Genomic DNA, 22,002 nt, shown 5'->3' with positions numbered 1-22,002 from the left:
CTATGGATAACGCAGCGATAAAACAATGGATAGCAGAACTTGATGAGCAAGGTATTTATGTATACTTGCAGGCTCAACAGCTAAAACTTCGTACGAAATTATCTGCGGTGCCAGCGGATATTTTGGCGCAGATAAAAGCCCACAAAGATGCATTGTTACAGTATCTTCAACAGCAAACACGTTCAGGCAAATTGTCTTATGCACAGCAACGTATTTGGTTTATTGAACAGTACGAGTCAGGTTCAACTGCATACAATATGACCGGGTTACTGGTTTTATCCAAGCCAATTGCCGGCAAACATCTAGGCCAAGCATTAAATCGAGTGTTATCTCACTACCAAGTGTTACGTAGTCACTTTGTTGAGCAAAATGAGGAAGTGCTGCAGGTTGTTGATGAACAAACACAGTTGACACTGAACTGTATCTCGGCACCAGAAGACGTTAGTAAGCAACAGGTATTAGCGTTACTAGAAGAAGAATTACAGCACGTATTTTGTTTATCAACCGAGTTACTGGTTCGTGCGACTTTGATCACTGCCGATAACTCGGACCAAGGTCGTTGGTTATCAATCACAATGCATCATATTGTCAGTGATGGTTGGTCGGTACAGTTGTTTGTTGAAGCGTTATTAGCAGAACTGAACGGGCAAGCTGTCGACTACAGCGAAGTGCAATATCTAGATTATGTACACTGGGAACAAAAGTATCGCCAGTCTGAATCGTATCAGCAGCAGCTAGATTACTGGAAAGCACAACTTAACGACATGGTGCTATTTGAATTACCAACGAGTTATCCACGCAGTGCATTTAAGCAATACACTGGCCGAACAATTAATGCGCAGCTACCGCGCGACTTGCTGACGCAATTAGATAATATCTGTCAGCAAGTCGGTGTAACGCGATTTAATGCGCTACTGGGGATGTTTTACGCTTTACTTTATCGTTACACCCAGCAAGCGGATATGACCGTCGGTGTGCCTGTGCTTAATCGTGAACGGGCTGAATTTGAGTCAGTGATTGGTTGTTTTATCAATACGTTACCGATGCGGTTACAGGTGAATTCAGAGCAAGACCTTACTGAATTACTGCGTGCAACCCAGCAGGTGATGAAACAAGGGCTACAAAACCAAAGTGTGGCCGTTGAGCAAATTATTGATGTATTGGGGTTAAATAAATCAACCGCGCATTCAGCATTGTTCCAGATATTATTTAATTACAATGGCATTACTTCCCATACTGTCCAATCTGGAGGTTTATCGGCACAGCTTTATCCGCAAGATAACGGCAGCGCGAAGTTTGATGTGACTTTGACTATCGATGAAGTGGATGGCGAATTAAGACTGGAACTTGGATACAGTGAGACGTTGTACGAAGCAGCCTTAATGGCGCAATTCGTAGAGGATTATATCGCTTTACTTGCCAGCCTTTGTGCAGATCCAACGCAAAGATTGTGCAAGGTGCCATTGGCTTCACAAGCGATGACGTCATCATTATTAAAAGCACCTGAGCCTGCCAGTCTTGAGGAGCCTTGTAGCATCATTAGCACGCTGGTTAGCACCGCAGCTCGATACCCAGAGCAAACGGCGTTGATAGGCCAAGATGGCTTTGCGGTCAGTTATAAAGAAATGCTGATACGCAGTACCAATTTGGCCAAGCGAATACTGGCAGAGTTAGATGTCGAACAGCGTACAGCGCCGGTTGCTATCTTGGTTTCTCGTGATGCGGAAAATATTATGAGTATGATCGGGGTGATGCAGGCGGGATTAGCCTACTTACCGATAGAAGTCACGACTCCGCCGCTACGGGTAAAAGAAATCTTACATGAAGCCAACTGTCATATTGCGTTAGTCCCTAACAAGCTTGCTGATGACATGCATGCAGCACTGACCGACAGCGTGCGTTGTTATCTAAGTAGCGAATGGCAATTAGGTACTGAGTTAACAGGAGCCCTATCCGAGCCTAGTTTATCACAGCCTGCTTATGTGATTTTTACGTCAGGTTCAACGGGTAAACCAAAAGGGGCGGTGCTGTCTCATCGTGCGTTGGCGTATTATGTTGATTCTTTGGCGACCCGACTAACTTTTTCTGAACACACTCGTTCTGCGGTGGTCACTGGGTTAGCTACTGACCTATGTTTGACCGCGATTTATCCTGTGTTGGCTCACGGTGGATGTGTGGTATTAGCCTCACCTGAGCTTGAACCAAAAGCCATTGCACACGAACTCCGTTTCCATCAAGTGAACTTGATTAAGTTAACGCCCTCATTTGCCGCGGAGCTTTTGCCGCATTTTGTCACCGATAGCCAAACCGTACCAATTGAGCAATGGGTGTTAGGAGGCGAAGCATTGAGTGAGTTGTTAGTCGAGCAGATAACATCACACTACCCGAAGGCGGCAGTATTTAACCACTATGGTCCAACAGAAGCCTGTGTTGGAGTGACTACCGCTTTGCTTGGTGATCGAATTGATAAAAACCAAATACAGCCAATCGGCAAACCACTTAGACATGTTGAGTTATTGCTTTTGGACAAACAAGGTGAGCTAGCCGTACCAGGTATGCCCGCTGAATTATTGATTGCTGGACCGAGTTTATCTGACGGTTATATCAATGTTACAGAGCAAACGGACTCACCGTTTGTGGAACTGACACCACAAGGTGGCCAAACTCAACGCTTTTATCGCAGTGGCGATATTGCGCGGCTGCGGTTTGACGGCAATGTGGAATATTTAGGGCGACAAGATAATCAACCGAAAATACGCGGTTTTCGTGTCGATTTAATGGAAGTTGAAGCCAAACTCAATGCTTTGCCTGCGGTACAGCTTGCTGCTGTCGTGTGTCGTCGGTTTGCTGAGGTCGATACGCTAGTGGCCCATGTGGTGGTAACTGATGTATTTCAGGAGCAGGCTAATTTAGCGCTACAAAATCTGCTAAAACAACAGCTCAAAGCATACTTACCTGAGCCGATGGTGCCGAGTCGCTTTGTGATTGAAAGCCAATTACCGCTGCTTAATAACGGCAAAATAGATCGTAAATCTTTGCAAGCTAAACCCTTACCAGAGCAATATCTCATCAGTAAACCTGAGACGCCATTGCAGCAGCAGCTGGCTGCAATCTTTACGCAGTTGCTGGGGATAGAAAACGTGAGTATTCACGATAGCTTTTTTATGCTCGGCGGCCATTCATTACTGGCGATGCGGTTGGTTAATCAGCTTAAAGCGCAGTTTGACGTTGCAATACCGCTCAAAACTATTTTTGCCAATCCATCCATTGCTGAGTTGGCGCAAGTGCTGGACGATGGTCAATATCAGCCAGTAAGCACAATACCTCGATCTCAGCTAAACAGTGAGGTTCCGCATCCTCTTTCTTATTCGCAGCGTCGACTCTGGTTTATTGATCAAATGCAAGGACATAGTAGTCAGTACAATTTACAAGGCGTTTATCGTCTCTCTGGCGAGATAAATAGCCGGATGCTGGCAGCCGCAATGGAACGGTTAATTCAGACACAGCCTATTTTGGCTTTTTCATATCACCAAGATCAACATGGTGAGGTTACTCAGCGGCCAAATACTGCTGCACATTTTCAACTGCAAGAACAAGATTTCAGTGAGTTATCTGATGCGGCAAAACAAGCTGAAGTAGAGCGATTTATTGCCAATGATTACAGTCAGTCTTTTGATTTGACGCGTGAGCTGATGATAAGAAGTGCATTACTTAGGCTTGCCCCTGAATGCCACGTGTTAATTATCACGGTTCATCATATTGTTTCAGATGGGTGGTCTATAGAACTATTGGCTAACGCCCTGAGCGCACACTATCACGATTTATTGACGGGTGAGCATAGCGCTGAGTTATTAACACCAGACTATCATTATATCGATTTTGTGCATTGGCAAAATCAGCTAGTGCACAGCGAGCAATGGCAACTGAGTTTTTCTCATTGGCGTAAACAATTGGAAAATTTGCCTAAAGTCCATGAACTTCCCATGGATTTTGATAGAAAAAACCAGCTGATCCGTGGTGGGCAACTGTATTGCTCGGTGTTTCCTGCAGAGTTGGTTGGCAAACTACGAACGTTTACAGCGCAACATGGACAAACCCTGTTTTTGACCTTGCAGACGGCGTTTAGCTTATGGTTTAGTCGCGCTTCACAGCAGCGAGATATTGCCATTGGTACCCCGGTGGCAGGCCGTCCAGAGCAAGCTTTCGAAACGGTGATGGGCAACTTTATCAACACCTTAGTTTTGCGTCAGCAATTTGAAGCCAAACAGTCATTTTTGCAGGCGTTACAAGCTGCTCAGCAAATCCTAAAGCAAGCGCTAAATCATCAACATATTCCATTCGATGCATTGGTGGACGAGCTCGAAGGTGAAAGAAATATCGCTATTCACCCGCTGATCCAAGTGGTATTTAGAGTAAATAATCAAGTTAATGAAGCATTGCAACTTGACGGTGTTGAAGTTGAGTTACTGCAAACCATGCAGCGCAGCGCTAAATTAGATTTGGAAGTGGCGATCATCGACACCGGAGATACGCTTCAAATTGAATGGTTGTATGACGAAGCTCTGTGGCAGCAATCGAGTATCGATGCGTTTTGCCAGCAATATTTCTATGTACTCACACAGTGTCTGCAGCAAAATCAACTGACTCTTGCCGATATTGCACTGTTAACACCAAGTCAACGAGCCGAGTTTTGTAACGCTCAACATCCGGTGTCACTAGAAACCTGCGAACAACCCCTGTGGCATCAGCGTTTTGAGCACATTGCCAAGCAATGGCCATTACATACGGCATTGACTTTTCAGGGTTACAGCTTGAGTTATCGCGAGCTCGACCAATGCGCTAACCAGATTGCACAGTGTTTGTTAGAAATGGCGCTTGAGCCACAAACTCGAGTGGCAATATTATTGCCCGCTTCTTTGCAAACAGTGGCCGCGGTGCTCGGGGTACTTAAAGCAGGCATGGCCTATGTACCTATCCATTATGATACGCCAGCAGCAACGCTGTCCCATATTTTTGGCGATGCTCAGGTAAGTATGACCTTAGCGCTAAGTGAGGATGCAGAGCGTCTGATCGATGCCGAAAGCGAATTTATATTACTGGATGACTTGTTTGAAAGTGACGGTAACTTCAGTGGTTACCCAAAGACCAAGGAAGGACTGCCTGAAGGGAGCTGTGAACAAGATCTTTGTTATGTGATTTACACCTCCGGTTCAACTGGCAAACCAAAAGGGGTGCCGATCACGCATGCCAACTTAAATAGCTATTTGCAGCATGCACTGAGCCACTACTTTGTAGCAGAATCAAGCTGTAATAAATCAGTACTCAGCACCCCGTTGGCATTTGATGCCACCGTGACTGCGTTAATACCGCCTTTGATGCAAGGTTTTGAGGTTGAGCTGTTACCTGAAGATCATAGTCAGTTGAGCCTACTGACTGAGCGTTTGTTGGACAGTCGACCTTGTTTATTTAAATTAACGCCTGCGCACTTAAGGGCAGTACTGGGTTTGGCAGCAAAAAACGCTCAGAGCCACGCAGCGCATATCTTGGTTATTGGTGGTGAAGCGCTTGATAGTGAACTTCTTCAGCGGTTTGCCCAGACGTTGCCTAACAGTCGCTTTGTCAATGAGTATGGCCCAACTGAAGCCACTGTGGGCTGCACGACCTTTACCCTCGATGGTGCTAAAGCGGATGCAAGTTTAACGCAGCACTGTGATGTTAGTATCGGCGCTCCGATCACTGGCGCAAACCTGCTGGTATTGGATGAGTTTGAGCATCTGGCACCGCCAAATACACCTGGAGAGCTGCTTGTATCTGGTCCTATGGTTAGCCCGGGCTATATCAATCAGCCTAAACTCACGGCACAAAAATTTGTTTCGCAATCTTGGTACAACGATGCCAGTAACGTGATTTTGAAACGGTTCTATCGTACCGGCGATCGAGTGAAGTGGCAGAGTAAAGCCGCAAAAGCTGCGCCTAGTTTACGTTATTTAGGGCGCGACGATGAACAGGTCAAATTACGAGGTTATCGCATTGATTTAGAGGCCGTCCGCAGTCAGTTATTAAACTTGGCTGGTGTGAACGATTGCACCTTGACAGTTGATACGGAGCAACAAACACTCATCGCTCATGTTCTTTGGAGCGAAGAACGTTTGTTTGATGAAACCAAAATACGCGCATCCTTAGCTGAATATCTACCCAGTTATATGCTACCGGCCAGCTTTCACTGTGTGGCAAATATACCACTGACTGCCAATGGCAAAGTCGACAAAAAAGCGCTAGCAGAAGCGTTCCAACGTATTAGTCGAAGTAACCAAACCAAGTCACTGCAAGATGTGCCGTTAACGCCAATGCAAAGCTACTTACGCGAGTTATTTAGTCGCGTGCTGTTGAATGACCACATAACCCTGCATGACAGCTTTTTCGAATTAGGTGGGCATTCACTGCTGGCAATTAAATTAATTAGCCATATTCGTGAAGAAAAGCATTTAGATATCACCTTAGAGCAGCTATTTAAAACCCCGACGATCGCCACCTTAGCTGATGCGCTTAACAATAGTGAGGTAGTTAAAGCCGCTTCTGAGATAACCGCAGTATCGCGTGATGAAGACTTACCTTTGTCTTTTGCACAGCAGCGGCTGTGGTTGATTGACCAAGTACAGGGACAAAGTGCGCAATATCACATGCCGGCAGAGTTTACCCTGCACGGCAAACTAAATGAGAAAGCCCTGTCAAAAGCCGTTGATGCGCTGTTTGCACGTCACGAAGTGTTGCGTACGGTGATTATTCCGAGTGAGGGACAGAAGCCGCCATTACAAAAGGTCCTCGCTGCGAATACCGGTGCGATACAGGTTGTCGACCTGAGTTTGCTCACCACACAGCAGCAGAATCAAAAATGGCAACAGATAACAGTACGGGCCAGAACACAGGCTTTTGATCTAACCCATGATGTTGTGCTCAGAGTGCATGTTGCCAAGTTTGCAGATGATCACCACAAACTACATTTTAACATGCACCATATCGCCAGTGATGGCTGGTCAATGTCCCTGTTAGTGAAGGAAGTTATTGCTTTTTACCGCCACTTTAGTGCCGAACCTGACTTCCAGTTAGACCAAAAACTGCAACAACCACTGCGTGTCCAATACGCTGATTACGCATACTGGCAACGGCATTCATTACAAGGTGAGTTTCACTCGCAAGCATTAAATTATTGGCGAGCCCAGTTGGCGGATTGTCCTGTGGTACATCAGCTACCGCTGGATTTCGCGCGTCCAAAACAACAGCAATTAGCAGGACAAACACATATACAAAGACTGCCAGCAGAGTTGACGCGCGCGATTCATAAGCATGCCAAGCAACAAGGTGTCACCTTGTACATGTGGCTGAACAGTGTGTTCGCATTGCTCGTGATGCGCTTTAGCCAAACCAATGATGTCTTGATTGGCTCACCAGTCGCAGGACGTGAGCAGCCCGAAGTTGCCGATTTAATTGGCTGTTTTGTGAATACTTTAGTGATCCGAGCGCGCCATAGCGATGGCTTAACCTTCAATGCTTGGTTAACTAAACAGAAACACGAAATTCTGGATGCGTTTAAATATCAGGCGCTGCCGTTTGAGCAGTTGGTCGAAGCGCTACAGCCTGAGCGCAACTTAACACATCAACCTTTGATCCAAATTTTGTTTGCAGTGCAAAACAATGAAATCACGGATTTTGCGTTACCAGGTTTGCATATTGAAGCAGAACCTGCAGATGCGCCAACGATGAAGTTTGACCTTGAAGTTAATGCCATTGAGCAAGGTGACGGTATTACGTTGGAGTGGAACTCCAGTTGTGCACTGTTTAAGCCGCAGACTATATCCATGATGGCGGATGCATTTGCAACCTTAATTGACTCCGCACTGCGTGCTCCAGAGAAGCCAGTAGAAACACTCGCGCTTCAAACCTCAGAGCAACAACGACGACTGCTTAGTGCACATTATTTACCAGCTCATGTTGGGTGTGAGGAAGGCACAGTCATCGCCAAGCTCAATCAGCAGCTAGCAAACGAACCGCATCATCCTGCGGTGACTGACAGTAGCGGTACCGTACTCAGCTATCAAGCGCTATGTCGCCAAGCTTTACAGCTGGCAGCGTACCTTCAAGAGCAAGGACTACAAACGCAGGAAACCGTGGCTCTTAGCTTTACACCAAGCAATCAAATGCTGGTGGCGATGCTCGCAGTGTTCGCATCAGGTGCGGTTTATGTGCCTGTCGATCCCAAATTACCAACAGAGCGCCAACGCTTTATCGTCAAAGATGTGCAAGCAACTTGGTTGTTAACCTCTGAACCGGCGCATGAACAGACATGGAATGAAGTGGATTTGCCATTAACCGTGCTCAACATTAAAGACACCTCACTTTGGTGTGACAGAGCGGTTGCATCATGGATACCAGAATCTGAACCTCAGCAGTTGGCCTATGTGATCTACACCTCGGGTACCACAGGCACGCCCAAAGGGGTAATGATCAGCCATGCTAATCTGACGCATTACCTTCAACATGCCAGTGAGCGCTATTTTAATGCCGATTTACGCGGCTCCGTGGTGTGTACGCCATTGGCGTTTGACGCCACGGTAACGTCTATTTGGGCTGCGTTGTATGAAGGTCTCTGTGTGCGCTTATTGGGTGAAGGGGACACCATGTTGCCACAGCTTAAACAGCAGTTGTGTAGCGACGAACCTCAATTGTTTAAGCTCACGCCTGCACATCTGCAAGGTGTACAAGCATTGCTTGGAGATAATCAACCACCAGCAGCAAGCAAGGCAGAGCATCAAATAGTTGTAGGTGGGGAAGCGCTGGCCTGTGAAATCTTGATGGCTTATCAACAGGTGTTACCCAACGCGCGTTTTTATAACGAATATGGACCAACCGAAGCCACAGTGGGATGCAGTGTACAGCCATTGACCGCGTTGGAGGCGCAAACCTATCACCAGCAAGGTGAAACCAACGTTCCTATCGGGCGTGCCATCAAGGGTACGCAGTTAGTGGTCTTAGATAGTCACCAACAGCCAGTGCCTGCAGGGGTGATTGGTGAGTTGTATATTGCTGGTAACAATTTAGCTTCTGGTTATTTTGCTCAGCCTAAGCTCAGCGATGAGAAATTTGTCCGCTTACCTTGGGGCATAAATGGTAGCCAGAAACGTTACTATCGCAGTGGTGACTTGGTTCGTTGGATGCTGGATAAGCACGGTCAACCGACACAGTTGCAATATCATGGTCGCATTGATGAGCAAGTGAAACTTCGTGGTTATCGCATTGAACTAGATGAAATTCGTCATCACTTGCTGGTGCAACCTGAAGTGCTACAGGCCAGTGTCGTGCTAAATAGCAAAGGCGATAATTTAGAAGCCTACATTGTAAGCCCAGAGCTTTGTATTGGCGAAGTTTTACCGAAATCTCTAGACGCTGATAAACACGCCGCGCTCAATGCTCGTTTACAGCAAGTGTTGCCTGATTACATGCTGCCACAACGCGTGATTTTGATTAACGATATTCCGCTTACCAGCAACGGTAAGGTAGATAGTCGCACGCTGCGTAAGATGGGAGAAGTTTGCGCCGTAGCCAACATTTTTGTAGCCCCCAGAAATCAACTAGAAGTGACAATCAGTGAGGTGTTTGCGCGGGTACTGCAACAGCCGCAAGTCGGTATTCAAGATAGCTTCTTTGCGTTGGGTGGACATTCATTACTGGCAACTCAGTGTGCAGCAGAACTAGAACGCAAACTCGAGTTAAAAATTCCCGTACGGATCTTATTCGAACGCCCAACTGTGATGGCCTTTGCGCAATGGTGTGCGATTTGCCAAGCGCAAAATCACGTCAATGACGACACCGGAAATGACGCTTCAGAAGAGATGTTTTTGTGATGGATAAACAACTTCAACATATCGAAGAATTGATCGCTGAAGCTTTATCAGCAGGGATCACTTTATACGAGAAAAATGGTGGCTTGGCGTTTAAACAAACCCAAGGGTTCCCTGAGCATTTGAAGGCTAAAATAGTTGAGAGTAAAGGCTTGCTGATCGATTATTTTCAGCAGCAAAACTTTAACCAGCATCAAGCCGGTAATGAAGCGGACATTGTTATTAGCAAAGCCGCAACCGATCGCAGTGCGCCGCTGAGTTATGCGCAAGAAGGGTTGTGGTTTATTGAACAGTTGCAAGGCAGTCATCAATACTATATGCCTGCCGAATTTATTTTGCAGGGCAAGGTTGATCATCAAATACTTGCCAACGTGGTGCGGCTGATCATTGTCCGCCACGAAGTGTTACGGACTCAATTTATCACTGATAATCACAGTGGCAAACCGGTGCAAAAAGTTCGCGATGAGTTTGAGACGCCCTTCAAATGGCTAGATATTAGCGGCATTACCGCTGCGCAACGCGCCGAGTTTATAGCACAAAAAGTATCCGAGTTTCATGATCAACCATTTGATTTAGAAAGTGATCTGTTGCTCAGAGTGCTACTCATTGGTTGTGGTGATTATTATCATTTGGCTTTTAACATGCATCACATCGTGTCCGATGGTGCATCAATGGCAATCTTGCTGCGAGAGTTCCACACTTTTTACCAAGTGCTCAGTGGTGAGCAGGGGATGGAGATGCCGGCGCCGCTCGAAATCCAATACCGGGATTTTAGTTCGTGGCAACGTCAGCATTTGACGCGAGATTATTTACAACCACACCTAAGTTATTGGCGAGATAAATTAGCCAATCTTGAACCGTTACAATCGTTGCCTACGGACTACCCAAGACCTGCGGTACAAGCATTACAGGGGCAACTGTACCGTCATCAATTAGATGAGGCACTAAGCCAAGCCATTCAAAAACAGTCTACACAACAGCAAGTAACTCCATTTATGTGGTTATTGAGTAGTTTTATGCTGTTTATTGGCCGAATTAATCAAACCGAAGAAGTGGTGGTTGGGACTCCTGTACTCGGGCGAGGTCATCAACAGCTGCAACCGCTTATCGGTTTATTCGTCAACACTCAAGTGATGCATGCTGATATTGATGGTGAATTGCCATTTTCACAGTGGTTACAAAAGCAAAAAGTGGCTATTTTGGAGGCATTTGAATATCAAGACTTGCCCTTCGATAAACTGGTTGAGTCACTCGCTGGTACGCCAGATCTAAGTCATCACCCGATTGTACAGATTTTGTTTAGCTACGATCAGCAAACAACATCAGTGACGCAATTTTCTACCTTTACTATGAGTGAAGTATCGGGTTCGAAAGACGATTTGTGCGCGGTAAAATGTGATATTGAGCTGTACATCACGCACTCAGAGAGTGGTTTGTGTCTGAATTGGAAATTTGACCGAAATCTGTATTTGCCTCAAACCATTGCCCATTGGTCAGCTTGTTTCGAACAACTATTAAAGCAAAGTACCGTGTTTCCAGATACCAAGTTGGATAGACTGGTGTTATTGCCGGAGCGAGAAAAACAAAAACTCTTAGCGCAGCCGCAATATCGCGAAGCCGTCTGGCCCAAGCAAGGTACTATTTTATCTTTGTTCGCACAACAAGTATCACAATTTGCAGACCGTGAAGCGCTTACCGATGGTGAGCACACGCTTACTTATCAACAACTCAATGCTCGTGCGAATCAATTAGCGAGATTTCTTCAGCAGCAAGGAATTAAAGAGCACAGTTTATTAGCGGTTAGCTTGTCGCGAAATAGTGATTTAGTGGTGACTTTGTTGGCGGTTCTAAAAGCGGGTGCGGCGTATGTCCCCATAGATCCTGATTATCCTGCCGAACGCATCCAGTATATTGTGGATGATGTAGCGAGCGAATTCTTGTTATGCGATCAAGGTTCTGAAGCCGCGATGTTTGGCCTTGCAAAAACGCTAGTCAATATTGAAGCGAGCAAACCTGTCTGGAGTGCATTGCCAGAGCATGACCTGACTATTCAAATTGCACCACAGCAACTGGCATACATGATCTATACCTCTGGTACTACGGGTCGCCCCAAAGGCGTGCAAATTGAACATCGCCAAGTTGTACGATTGTTGCATGTAGACCCTAACTATTTTGATTTTAATCACACCGACATTTGGAGTTTATTCCACTCCTTTTGTTTCGATTTTTCCGTATGGGAAATGTATGGAGCATTGTTGTTTGGTGGAAAATTAGTGGTTGTTGATAAAGCGACATATAAAGATCCTCAGGCTTTTGCTCAGCTGCTCGTTGATCAGCAAGTCACCGTGCTTAATCAGACCCCAAGTGCATTTTATGTGTTGCAAACAAGTCTGTTATCTTTACGCCAATCAAGACAGGACATCGACAGTGCACTTCGCTATGTTATTTTTGGTGGTGAAGCACTGCAACCCTCTAAATTACAAGCGTTTGCAAAGCATTATCCAAGTTGTCAGCTGATCAATATGTATGGCATCACTGAAACCACAGTACATGTCACTTTTAAGCGATTAACGACGCAGGATCTCGCGCTCGGTGTGAGCAATATCGGATTACCTATCCCAACGACGGCTTGTTATATCTTAGACAAACACCAACAGCTATTGCCACAAGGTGCGGTGGGAGAGCTATATGTTGGTGGTGAAGGCGTATGCCGAGGATATTGGCAGCGTGAAGCGCTTAATGCTGAGCGTTTTATTTCGGATCCATTTACATCACACCCTAGCGCTAAATTATATCGTTCCGGCGATTTAGTTCGTGCTTTACCAAATGGTGAGCTTACCTATGTGGGCCGTATTGATGATCAAGTTAAAGTTCGCGGATATCGAATAGAACTGGGTGAAATAGAAAACCAGCTACGCCTGTATCCTGCACTGAGAACGGCGACTGTACTGTTAAATCAAAATGATCCTGACAATGTTAGGATTTCGGCATTTGTGGTGCTAAAGGAAGAGTGTGCGAGAAGCGGTGTTGGTGAAGCGGTGCGCCAGTTTCTACGTCAAAATCTACCTGAGTTTATGCTACCAAGCAATGTTATTGCCGTTGCTGAAATTCCCTTAACCAGCAACGGCAAAGTAGATAAAAAAGCCTTGCTTGCGCTGGACACGATACAAGCTGAAGGCGCTCACTACCAAGCGCCGCAAGGTAAAATCGAACAAGGTCTAGCCAATATCTTTGCTGAACTATTGGGGTGTGAGCGGATTGGCCGACAAGATAGCTTTTTCTCTTTAGGTGGACATTCTTTGCTTGCTGCGCAGCTAGTTAATCGGGTGCGCGAGCGATATGGTTATGCGCTGCCGCTGCGGACCTTGTTTCAAAGTCCCAGCGTACAATCTCTGGCAGAACACCTACCGTCTTTACCGTCGCAAAATGAGTCCTTCACCATTCATCCGGTAGATAAAACATCTGGTGTGCCACTGTCTTTTGCTCAGCAGCGGTTGTGGACTGTCGAGCAGCTAACGCCAAATGCGGCACAGTACCAAATTTCAGCTGCCTATCAACTGGTTGGTGAGCTGGATTTAGAGGCGTTTGCTAAGGCATGGCAGGCTATCTTTACTCGTCATGAGGTATTACGAAGTCAACTAACGACAGATGCGCAAGGTGAGCCAAAGCAGTGGCTAAAAATGTGCATTGATAACCCGGTGAGCTATCACGATTTGCGTTTACAAAGTGATATTCAGCAACAAATCAGTTGGCAAAAGCTATGTAGAGATGATGTTCAACGTGGTTTTGATTTTTCTCAAGATGACATGCTGCGAGTACTCGTAGCTCAAACTACGAAGCACAGTTTCAATTGCTGGATAAACATGCACCACATTGCTTCCGACGCATTATCATTATCGATCTTAGTGCATGAGCTGTCGCAGTTTTACGCCCATTTTGCTTTTGCTAAGCCGTTACCAGAATGTCTGCAACAAAAGCTGGAGATACAGTATGCCGATTTTGCTGTGTGGCAGCGTCAACAGCTAGAAGGGCAAACACTCATTGAGCATCAGGTGTTTTGGCAGCAACACCTTCAAGACGCACCGCCTTTGCACCAATTGCCGTTGGATAGACCTAGACCAAAGCAACCTAACTCCAAAGCATTGGTGTATCAGCAACCACTTGATTTAGCTCTGTCGCAGGCGCTAGAACGTCAGTGCGAAGTATTTCAAGTTACGCCGTTTATGTGGCTACACACTGTTTTTTCGTTATTGATAGGCCAGTTTTCCAATAGTCAGGATGTAGTGATTGGAACGCCATTTTCAGGGCGTCCGCAGCGACAACTAGAGTCTTTAGTGGGCTTTTTCATTAATGTGCTGCCTATTCGCATGCAGTACACACCTGAACAGTCTTTTACCTCTTTATTGACGCAACAGAAGCAACGTATTTTAGATGTGCATCAGCACCAAAGCATGCCGTTTGAGCAAATTGTGGAATTGCAACAATTGCCACGAGAACTAAGTCATCACGGTATTTTTCAAATTACGTTTGCGCTCAATCCACAAGTGGATATGGTGCCTCAACTCGCAGGCTTGTCTGTCATTGCACAGAATGAACAACCGCAGCAAGTGAAGTTTGACCTGGAACTCAGTTGTACCCAAAGCGCATCAGGATTACGTTTCAATTGGACTTATGCCAGTGCGCTTTTTGATGGTAAAACGGTCGAAACTTTGGCTGAGAGTTTTATCTACCTAGTAGAGCAAGTATTAGCATCACCGGACATTGCTATTGCTGAATTAGCATTACAACCACCAGCTCAAGAGCAACATGCTAAATTACAAGGATATGTTGATACGTCGTATTATCAGCATACGGTACTTGAGCGATTTGAACAGGCCTTACCACATTTGGCGGACGAAAGTGGGCTGTTTGAAGCAAACACTAATCAAGCGTTGAATTATGGTGCTTTGCAAGAGCAGGCTTCGTTACTTGCTCGTTATCTGGTGTACAAAGGTGTTAAACCTGAGCAGCCAGTGATGGTCGCGATGTCAGGTGGTATTGATTTTATCGTGAGTATTCTGGCGGTACTTAAAGCGGGGGCGTGTTATGTGCCACTGTCTCCAGACTACCCCAAAGCCAGATTGAATTACATTGTTGGCGATTGCCAAGGTGATGTGCTGTTGATGAATGATCATTCCGCAGCGAAAATTAACGCGTTAGCCTTAGCTCAATGCCATGTGCTCAACATTAATCATTTAGCGCTAAGCCCGGCACAGATCCCGCTGCAGATTGAATTACCACAGGTATCACCACAGCAGCTTGCGTATGTTATTTATACCTCAGGAACCACTGGCAATCCCAAGGGCGTGATGATCACCCATGCTGGGCTTGCCAATTTATGCGCTTGGCATCAACGCTGTTTTGCGGTAAACCAACATAGCGTCGCAAGTCAAACAGCCAATATCGCCTTTGATGCCGCTAGCTGGGAAATTTGGCCTTATCTTAGTGCAGGAGCAAGCCTAGTTTGTATTGATAAAACAATCTTGAATTCGGCCAAGGCGCTGAGTGAGACATTATCTGCATATCAAGTTTCTCATTGTTTCTTAGCCACACCGATTGCAGAAGCGTTGCTACAAGATGCTGCTTTTGTTCCGACGACGCTGGACTATTTATTGGTTGGGGGTGACAAGCTTAATGCCATTGATGTGACCCAGAGACCGTTTAAAGTGATCAATAATTATGGTCCCACCGAAACTTCCGTTGTGGCCACTTCGGGCATGGTTGATAGTCAAATCAGTGGTATAGAAGCGCCGGATATTGGTGTACCAATTGATAATACTTGTTTACATATTTTAGATCCCAATGGTAAGCCAGTACCTGCTGGTGTCGTTGGGGAGTTGTATATTTCTGGTGTTGGTTTAGCGCGAGGTTATTTGCATCGCCCTGCGTTGACCCAAGAACGTTTTGTGACGTTAACGCTCGGTGAAAACGAGCAACGGCGGGCCTATAAAACGGGAGATTTGGTCAGGTTAAAACACACCGGTAAATTAGCCTACGTTGGGCGTAACGATAGTCAGGTTAAGCTGCGTGGCTACCGTATTGAGTTGGACGAGATCATCACCCAGCTACAGCACTTACCTGAAGTAAAAGAATGTTCAGTAGAAATTGTATCGCGTGAAGTTGAAACCGCAAAGCAGCTGATTGGCTTTGTGGTGGGTGAACAATCACAACCACAATTAACCAGCTCACAGCTACAGCATATTCAGCATCAACTAAAACAAGTGTTGCCAGAATATATGATACCAAGTGAGCTTATTGCACTTGAATCGCTGCCACTGACGGCGCATGGGAAAGTAGATCACCGCACTTTACAGCGTATTGCACAGCAACAAAATCAGCCTCCTTTGGCTGCTGAACAACAAGGCGATCCTGTTACCTCACTACAATCCCGACTACTGAAGATTTATCGCCAAGTATTGAAAGTGCCAAGCTTATCTGTCCGTGATGACTTCTTTAGCCAAGGCGGTGACTCTATTTTGAGTATTCAAATTGCGGGTCGCGCAAAGCAACAAAATATCGACTTAACCGTTGCTGAGGTATTTTCTTATCCCTCTGTCGAGCAATTAGCACAGTATTTAGAGGAAACTCAAGCCATTGTTGCTGTCGAGTCTCGACAGCCGTTACAGGGTAAGTTGCTGCCTTTACCAATTCAACAGTGGTTTTTTGAACAACCACTGGCACAACCACAGCATTGGGATCAGGCTGTGTTGGTGGCAGTAGATAAGCAACTGAGCTGGCAACAGTTACAGCAGGTAATTACTGCATTATTAGCGCAACACGATGCATTACGTATGGTGGTGAATCATGAGCAAGAGTTACAGGTACTGAGCGAAGTGCAGAGCGAGGCAGTTTGCCACTTTGAAATATTGCGTGACTACGCTGAATATTGGCAATCTGCAATGGCTAAGGCATGTGACAAATTTCATGCAAGTTTCGCCTTTGACAATAGTCCACTATTTAAAGTTGTACTGTTTGAAACCCCAGTCCAGGAAAGGGCAAATCGCTTGCTATTAACTGCGCATCATCTACTCGTGGATGGCGTTTCGTGGCGCATAATACTGGCTGATTTAGAACAGCTTATCAGTGCTAGTCTATCGCAACAAATCACCCAGCTGCCTGCCAAGAGTGCGGACTTAGCTGCAATCGCTGCACGATTCGAAACGCTAGCCAAGTATGCCGATTACCGTCATTGGCAAGAAATCGCGTTGCTTGCAAGTCATCGTAATATGTTCAGTCATATCGATGACCCAGCACCATCAGAATCTGCCCCTATAATTAGCCATACTTTACGCTTGCCTCACGGCTTGACGCAAAACTTGCTCAGCGAAGCTAATCATAGTTATCAAACTAATATCCAAACCTTGTTGCTGGCAGCACTGCAATGGTGCGCATTACAACATTATGATACGCGCTCGCAAGTAGTGATGCTCGAAGGTCACGGTCGCGAACAGTTATCTGGAAAAGTCGCAAGTGATCGCACCATTGGTTGGCTGACTGCGATGTATCCGGTGCCATTATTTAGCAATGCGGATTCGATCCATGATGTGATTTATTCTGTGAAGGAACAACTTGCTAAGTTATCACCGCAAGCAAGTTTATATGGCGCAATTCGTTATCTACATCCGCAACAGTCGGTACGAGAATCATTGGCGATCGACACCAGTCATCAACTGTTTTTCAATTACTTAGGGCAGCTTGATACGGTTATTAATGATAGCGGCGTATTGCAAGATGCTGATGAATCAATCGGTGCGCTTATTAGCGAGCAAAACTTGCCACATTACGCTGCCCAGCTGACTGCTGCTGTGGTTTCAGGACAATTACAAATTCGTTTTGAAGCGGCTACAAGTGTGATGGGACAAGCACGCGCGCAACGATTTATGCAGCAATACCAGCGTTGTATAGAAGGTATTTCTGAACATTGTTTAGCAATGCGTGCGCAGTATTACACGCCGAGTGATTTTCCGTTGCTGGAGTCAGTGAGCAATCAACAGTTACAGCAGTTAGTAGAACAATATACAGAGCAACAGATAGAGGATATTTATCCGCTGAGTATGTTGCAACAAGGCATGTGGTTCCACAGTCAACAGCAGTCCTCAACAGCCTATCTTGAGCAAGCAAGCTTTTTATTCAATCAAGAGTTTGATTGTGAGGCGTTTATTTATGCATGGCAGCAAGTAATGTCGCAGCATAGCATTTTGCGTACAGCGTTTAATGCCATTTTATCGGTGCCGGTTCAGTTAGCCATGAAGCATTGTGATTTGCCGTTAGAAATCGATGCACCTGCAGCGGTGATCTCGGGATCTGAGTCGGAATATTTACGACAACTCGCAGAGCAAGAATACCGTCATGGTGTTGAGTTAACTACTGCACCTGGCATGAGGTTGCGGATAATCCCATTTAAATCAGGCTTTTTTGGCGTAGTGTGGACCTATCACCACCTGTTGATGGATGGCTGGTCAACACCTGTGTTGTTTAGTGAATTACGACGGCATTATCAAGCTAGAATTGAGGGGCGCAGTGTTTACTATGTGACTGACAACTACCGTGATTATATTGAGTTGTTGGTAACTCGTTCCGACATACAAGAGCGTGCATTCTGGCAGTCGCAATTGGCTGGAATCGATACGCCAACACTGCTCTGTGAGCAAATTAGCCATGCTACCGTTGCTGCCAACTCCGGCTCGACGGTACAAGAAGTGTCACGGATCTTACCTGACAGTTTATTATTGTCACTTGAGCAGCTTGCTAAACAGCAAGGGTTGACGCTAAACCACATTATTCAGGCGGCTTGGGCTTACTGGATAAGTAACGTATGTGAGCAAGACTATGCGCTGTTTGGTCAAACGATAGCGGGTAGACCTCGTGAGTTGGATCGGGTTGAGTCTCGAGTTGGACTGTATATCAATACTCAGGCGGTCGCAGTGTCGATTAATCAAGAAATACACGTGCTTGATTTCCTCAAGCAAGTGAAATACCAGCTGTCTGCATTGAGTGACTACCCGCACACGCCTTTAACGGTTGCCCATAGTCTAAGTGGAGTTGATAACGGCACTACGTTGTTTGATGCTTTGTATGTTTTTGAAAACTACCCAACTGATCCGCTAAGTGCTGGGGAAGACGGTGGACTGAAACCGAGTTACGCTGCGTATCGCGATGAAACACATTATCCAATTTCCTTGATAGTGGGAACTGGTAAGCAACTTTCACTGACCATCAGCTACCAAAGTGCACTATTCAGCGACTCGACGGTTGAGCAGGTGTTGTCCAGCTTACTGCTATTATTACAGCAATTTACTCAGCAGCCGTTGTTACCGTTAACAAAACTGAGACTACAGCCAAGCCTCCAGAATTTAGACAATCAATTGACCATTGACACGGTATCACTCAATAAAGCACCAGCGTCACAACACCCGTTTACTGGGAGTTTGTCTCAGTGTTTTGAAAATATCGCGCAGCAGTATGCAGGACAATGCGCTGTAAAATACTATTCTAGCCTTGACGGCTCGGTGACTGAACTCAGCTATCAGCAGCTGAATCAGCAAGCTAATCAATTAGCGCGATACCTTATTGAATACCTCGATAAAAAAGCGCCAGAACAAGCAATTATTGCAGTATGTTTGCCGCCTGGTATCGAGTTAGTGGTAACCACATTGGCGGTACTAAAAGCGGGAGCAGCATATTTACCTATCGCACCTGCTTTGCCTGAGCAAAGAAAAAACTACATGCTGGAAAATGCGCAGGCAGATCTGCTGGTGGTGTGGCAGCAAGATTGGCAAACAGCACTATCGTCACAGCGTGTTGTATGTGTGTCAAAGTGTGCAGCAGAGGTGGCTCAGCAACCCACCGAGAACTTAGATAGCCCATCCGTTGAGTCAGATTTGGCTTATGTAATTTATACCTCAGGAACAACTGGACAGCCAAAAGGGGTGATGGTTGAGCAACGTAGTGTATTGAACTACATAGCGTTTATATCACAGCAATACCAAATATCTGAGTCTGACAACTATCTACAATTTTCCAGCTTCAGCTTTGATGTATTTGCAGAAGAGCTTTTTGCTTGTTTGCTCAATGGTGCCACCTTGATTAGTGCACCCACATCTGAATTATTAGACCCGAACAAGCTTGCGCAGTTAAGTCGGGAGGCTGACATTTCATTGATGAGCTTACCTACGGCATTTTGGCATCAGTTAGCGGTGACTCATCTGGAATTAGGGAAAAAGTTGCGGTTTATTACTATTGGTGGCGAGGCCATGCAGGTAAAAGCCCTACAAGCATGGCAACAGCATTACGGAAAACAGATTCGCTTGATCAACGCCTATGGACCGACCGAGACAACTATTTCAGTGACCCTCAAAGAAGTTACGCATCATCAAGGAAATCAAATAACCATTGGTCAACCTATCGCGGGAGTTGCTTTACATATTTTGGATAAGCAGCTTAGGCCTGTTGCCGACTATCAGAGTGGCGAACTTTATGTTAGCGGTATTGGATTAGCCAGAGGGTATTTGGCGGATGAAGTAAAAACCCAACAAGCCTTTATAACGCATCCGGACACGGGCGTAAGACTCTATAAAACGGGTGACCGAGTGCGACTTGATAAACACGGTGAAGTGGTATTTTTAGGCCGCGTTGATGAACAAGTCAAAGTGCGAGGCTATCGTATTGAATTGGCTGAGATTGAACAGCAGTTACTGAACCAAACCAGCGTGTTAGGTTGCGCGATTATTGTGAAACAGGACCAAGCCGGTGTCGCGCAATTAATTGCCTTTGTCGAAGGGGGGAGTTGCAAACCGGAGCAGTTAGCCAAGGCATTAGCTGATGTTTTACCCAATTATATGGTGCCGCACTTCATTGAAGTCGTTGATGCTTTACCTTTAACCACTAATGGTAAGGTAGATCGCAAACAGTTGTCTCAACTTGCAGAGACAATGTTCAAGGCGAAGGGGGGAAGCGCAAGCGCGCTCACCACCATTACTCAGCAACTTATCGCCAAACAATTTGAACAGCTGCTCGGTGTTGAAAGCCTTGGGGCAGAGAGTGACTTTTTTGCACTTGGCGGTCACTCACTATCAGCAATACGTTTGGTAGGAGAAATCAATGCTCAATTGAACCTCAACTTACCGCTAGAATTGGTGTTTAAACAGCCTACCATCGGCGCATTAGCTGCTGAGTTAGAAAGGCTGCAACAGCGCCAAGAAAGTGCAGCAGACAATACACTCAACACACTCGTTTGCTTACAACAAGGTGAGGCGGGCTATACCCCGATAGTGTTAGTCGCAGGAGCGGGCGGATTACTCATGGCGTATCAGTCACTACTTTACCATATTGATAAGCGTATTCCTGTATACGGCCTGCAACCAGATGAAATTGCCTTAGAACACGCCGTGGTAACTTCGCTTGAGAACACCGCTGCTTGGTATGTTGACGCCTTATCTACCATTGGCACACACGTGCACCTGGTTGGGCATTCGTTTGGTAGCTTTATTGCTTATGAAATGGCAATTCAGCTTCAGGCCAAGCAAAGCCCACCTAGCTCTATAACGATATTGGATACGCCATTACCAACAGTTAGTGCAAGAAAGTTCACTAATGAACAAATTGCACAATATGTACTGCAAAACTTAACAGAGTTTTTTCAACTAAAACCGCGACAAAATGAAATCAGCGACTATATTCGGTTGACTGAATCAGAGCGTATGTCTTGGTTGGCAAATTACTTAAGGCAAGCTGGCTATTTATTCTCTGAACAACAGCTAACACGCTTTCAGTGTGTTTTTAAAGCCCAATTAGAGGCTGATGTGGAATTTAAGATACCAGTGGATGGCATTCCTCTTACCGTTATTAAAGCTAACCACACTACGGAATTTGAAGGTCGTCCAGTATCAGCAGATATGGGATGGACGTCTTTAAATCAACACGTTACCTGTGTCGAGATCGCTGGTGAACATCTAACGATATTGCAATCAGGGCAGGTAGAGCAGGTCGCTGAACAATTACAGCGTCACTATGTGTTGCACTAATTAGGTAAATACGAAGGTATACATTACTCATGACTTTTAAGGAT

General features: G+C 45.7%; 2 protein-coding genes. Both read left to right on the top strand.

Features of this window, described 5'->3' with window-relative positions:
• Positions 1 to 2 precede the first annotated feature (2 nt).
• Positions 3 to 9,899, top strand: coding sequence for an amino acid adenylation domain-containing protein (locus ACSLBF_RS15600; protein WP_440054276.1), 9,897 nt, complete (start codon positions 3 to 5; stop codon positions 9,897 to 9,899).
• Positions 9,899 to 21,958: an amino acid adenylation domain-containing protein gene (locus ACSLBF_RS15595; RefSeq protein ID WP_440054275.1), complete on the top strand. Its 12,060-nt coding sequence runs from the start codon at positions 9,899 to 9,901 to the stop codon at positions 21,956 to 21,958. The genes ACSLBF_RS15600 and ACSLBF_RS15595 overlap by 1 nt, the downstream gene beginning before the upstream one ends.
• The last annotated feature ends 44 nt before the right edge of the window (positions 21,959 to 22,002 follow it).

Source organism: Pseudoalteromonas sp. T1lg65, from assembly GCF_051930985.1.
In the GTDB taxonomy this organism is placed as follows: domain Bacteria; phylum Pseudomonadota; class Gammaproteobacteria; order Enterobacterales; family Alteromonadaceae; genus Pseudoalteromonas.
This window is presented reverse-complemented; position numbering and strand designations above follow the sequence as displayed.

Coding starts and splice junctions, on each gene's coding strand:
- ACSLBF_RS15600 (WP_440054276.1), top strand. CDS start 3: ATGGATAACGCAGCGATAAAACAATGGATAGCAGAACTTGATGAGCAA.
- ACSLBF_RS15595 (WP_440054275.1), top strand. CDS start 9,899: ATGGATAAACAACTTCAACATATCGAAGAATTGATCGCTGAAGCTTTA.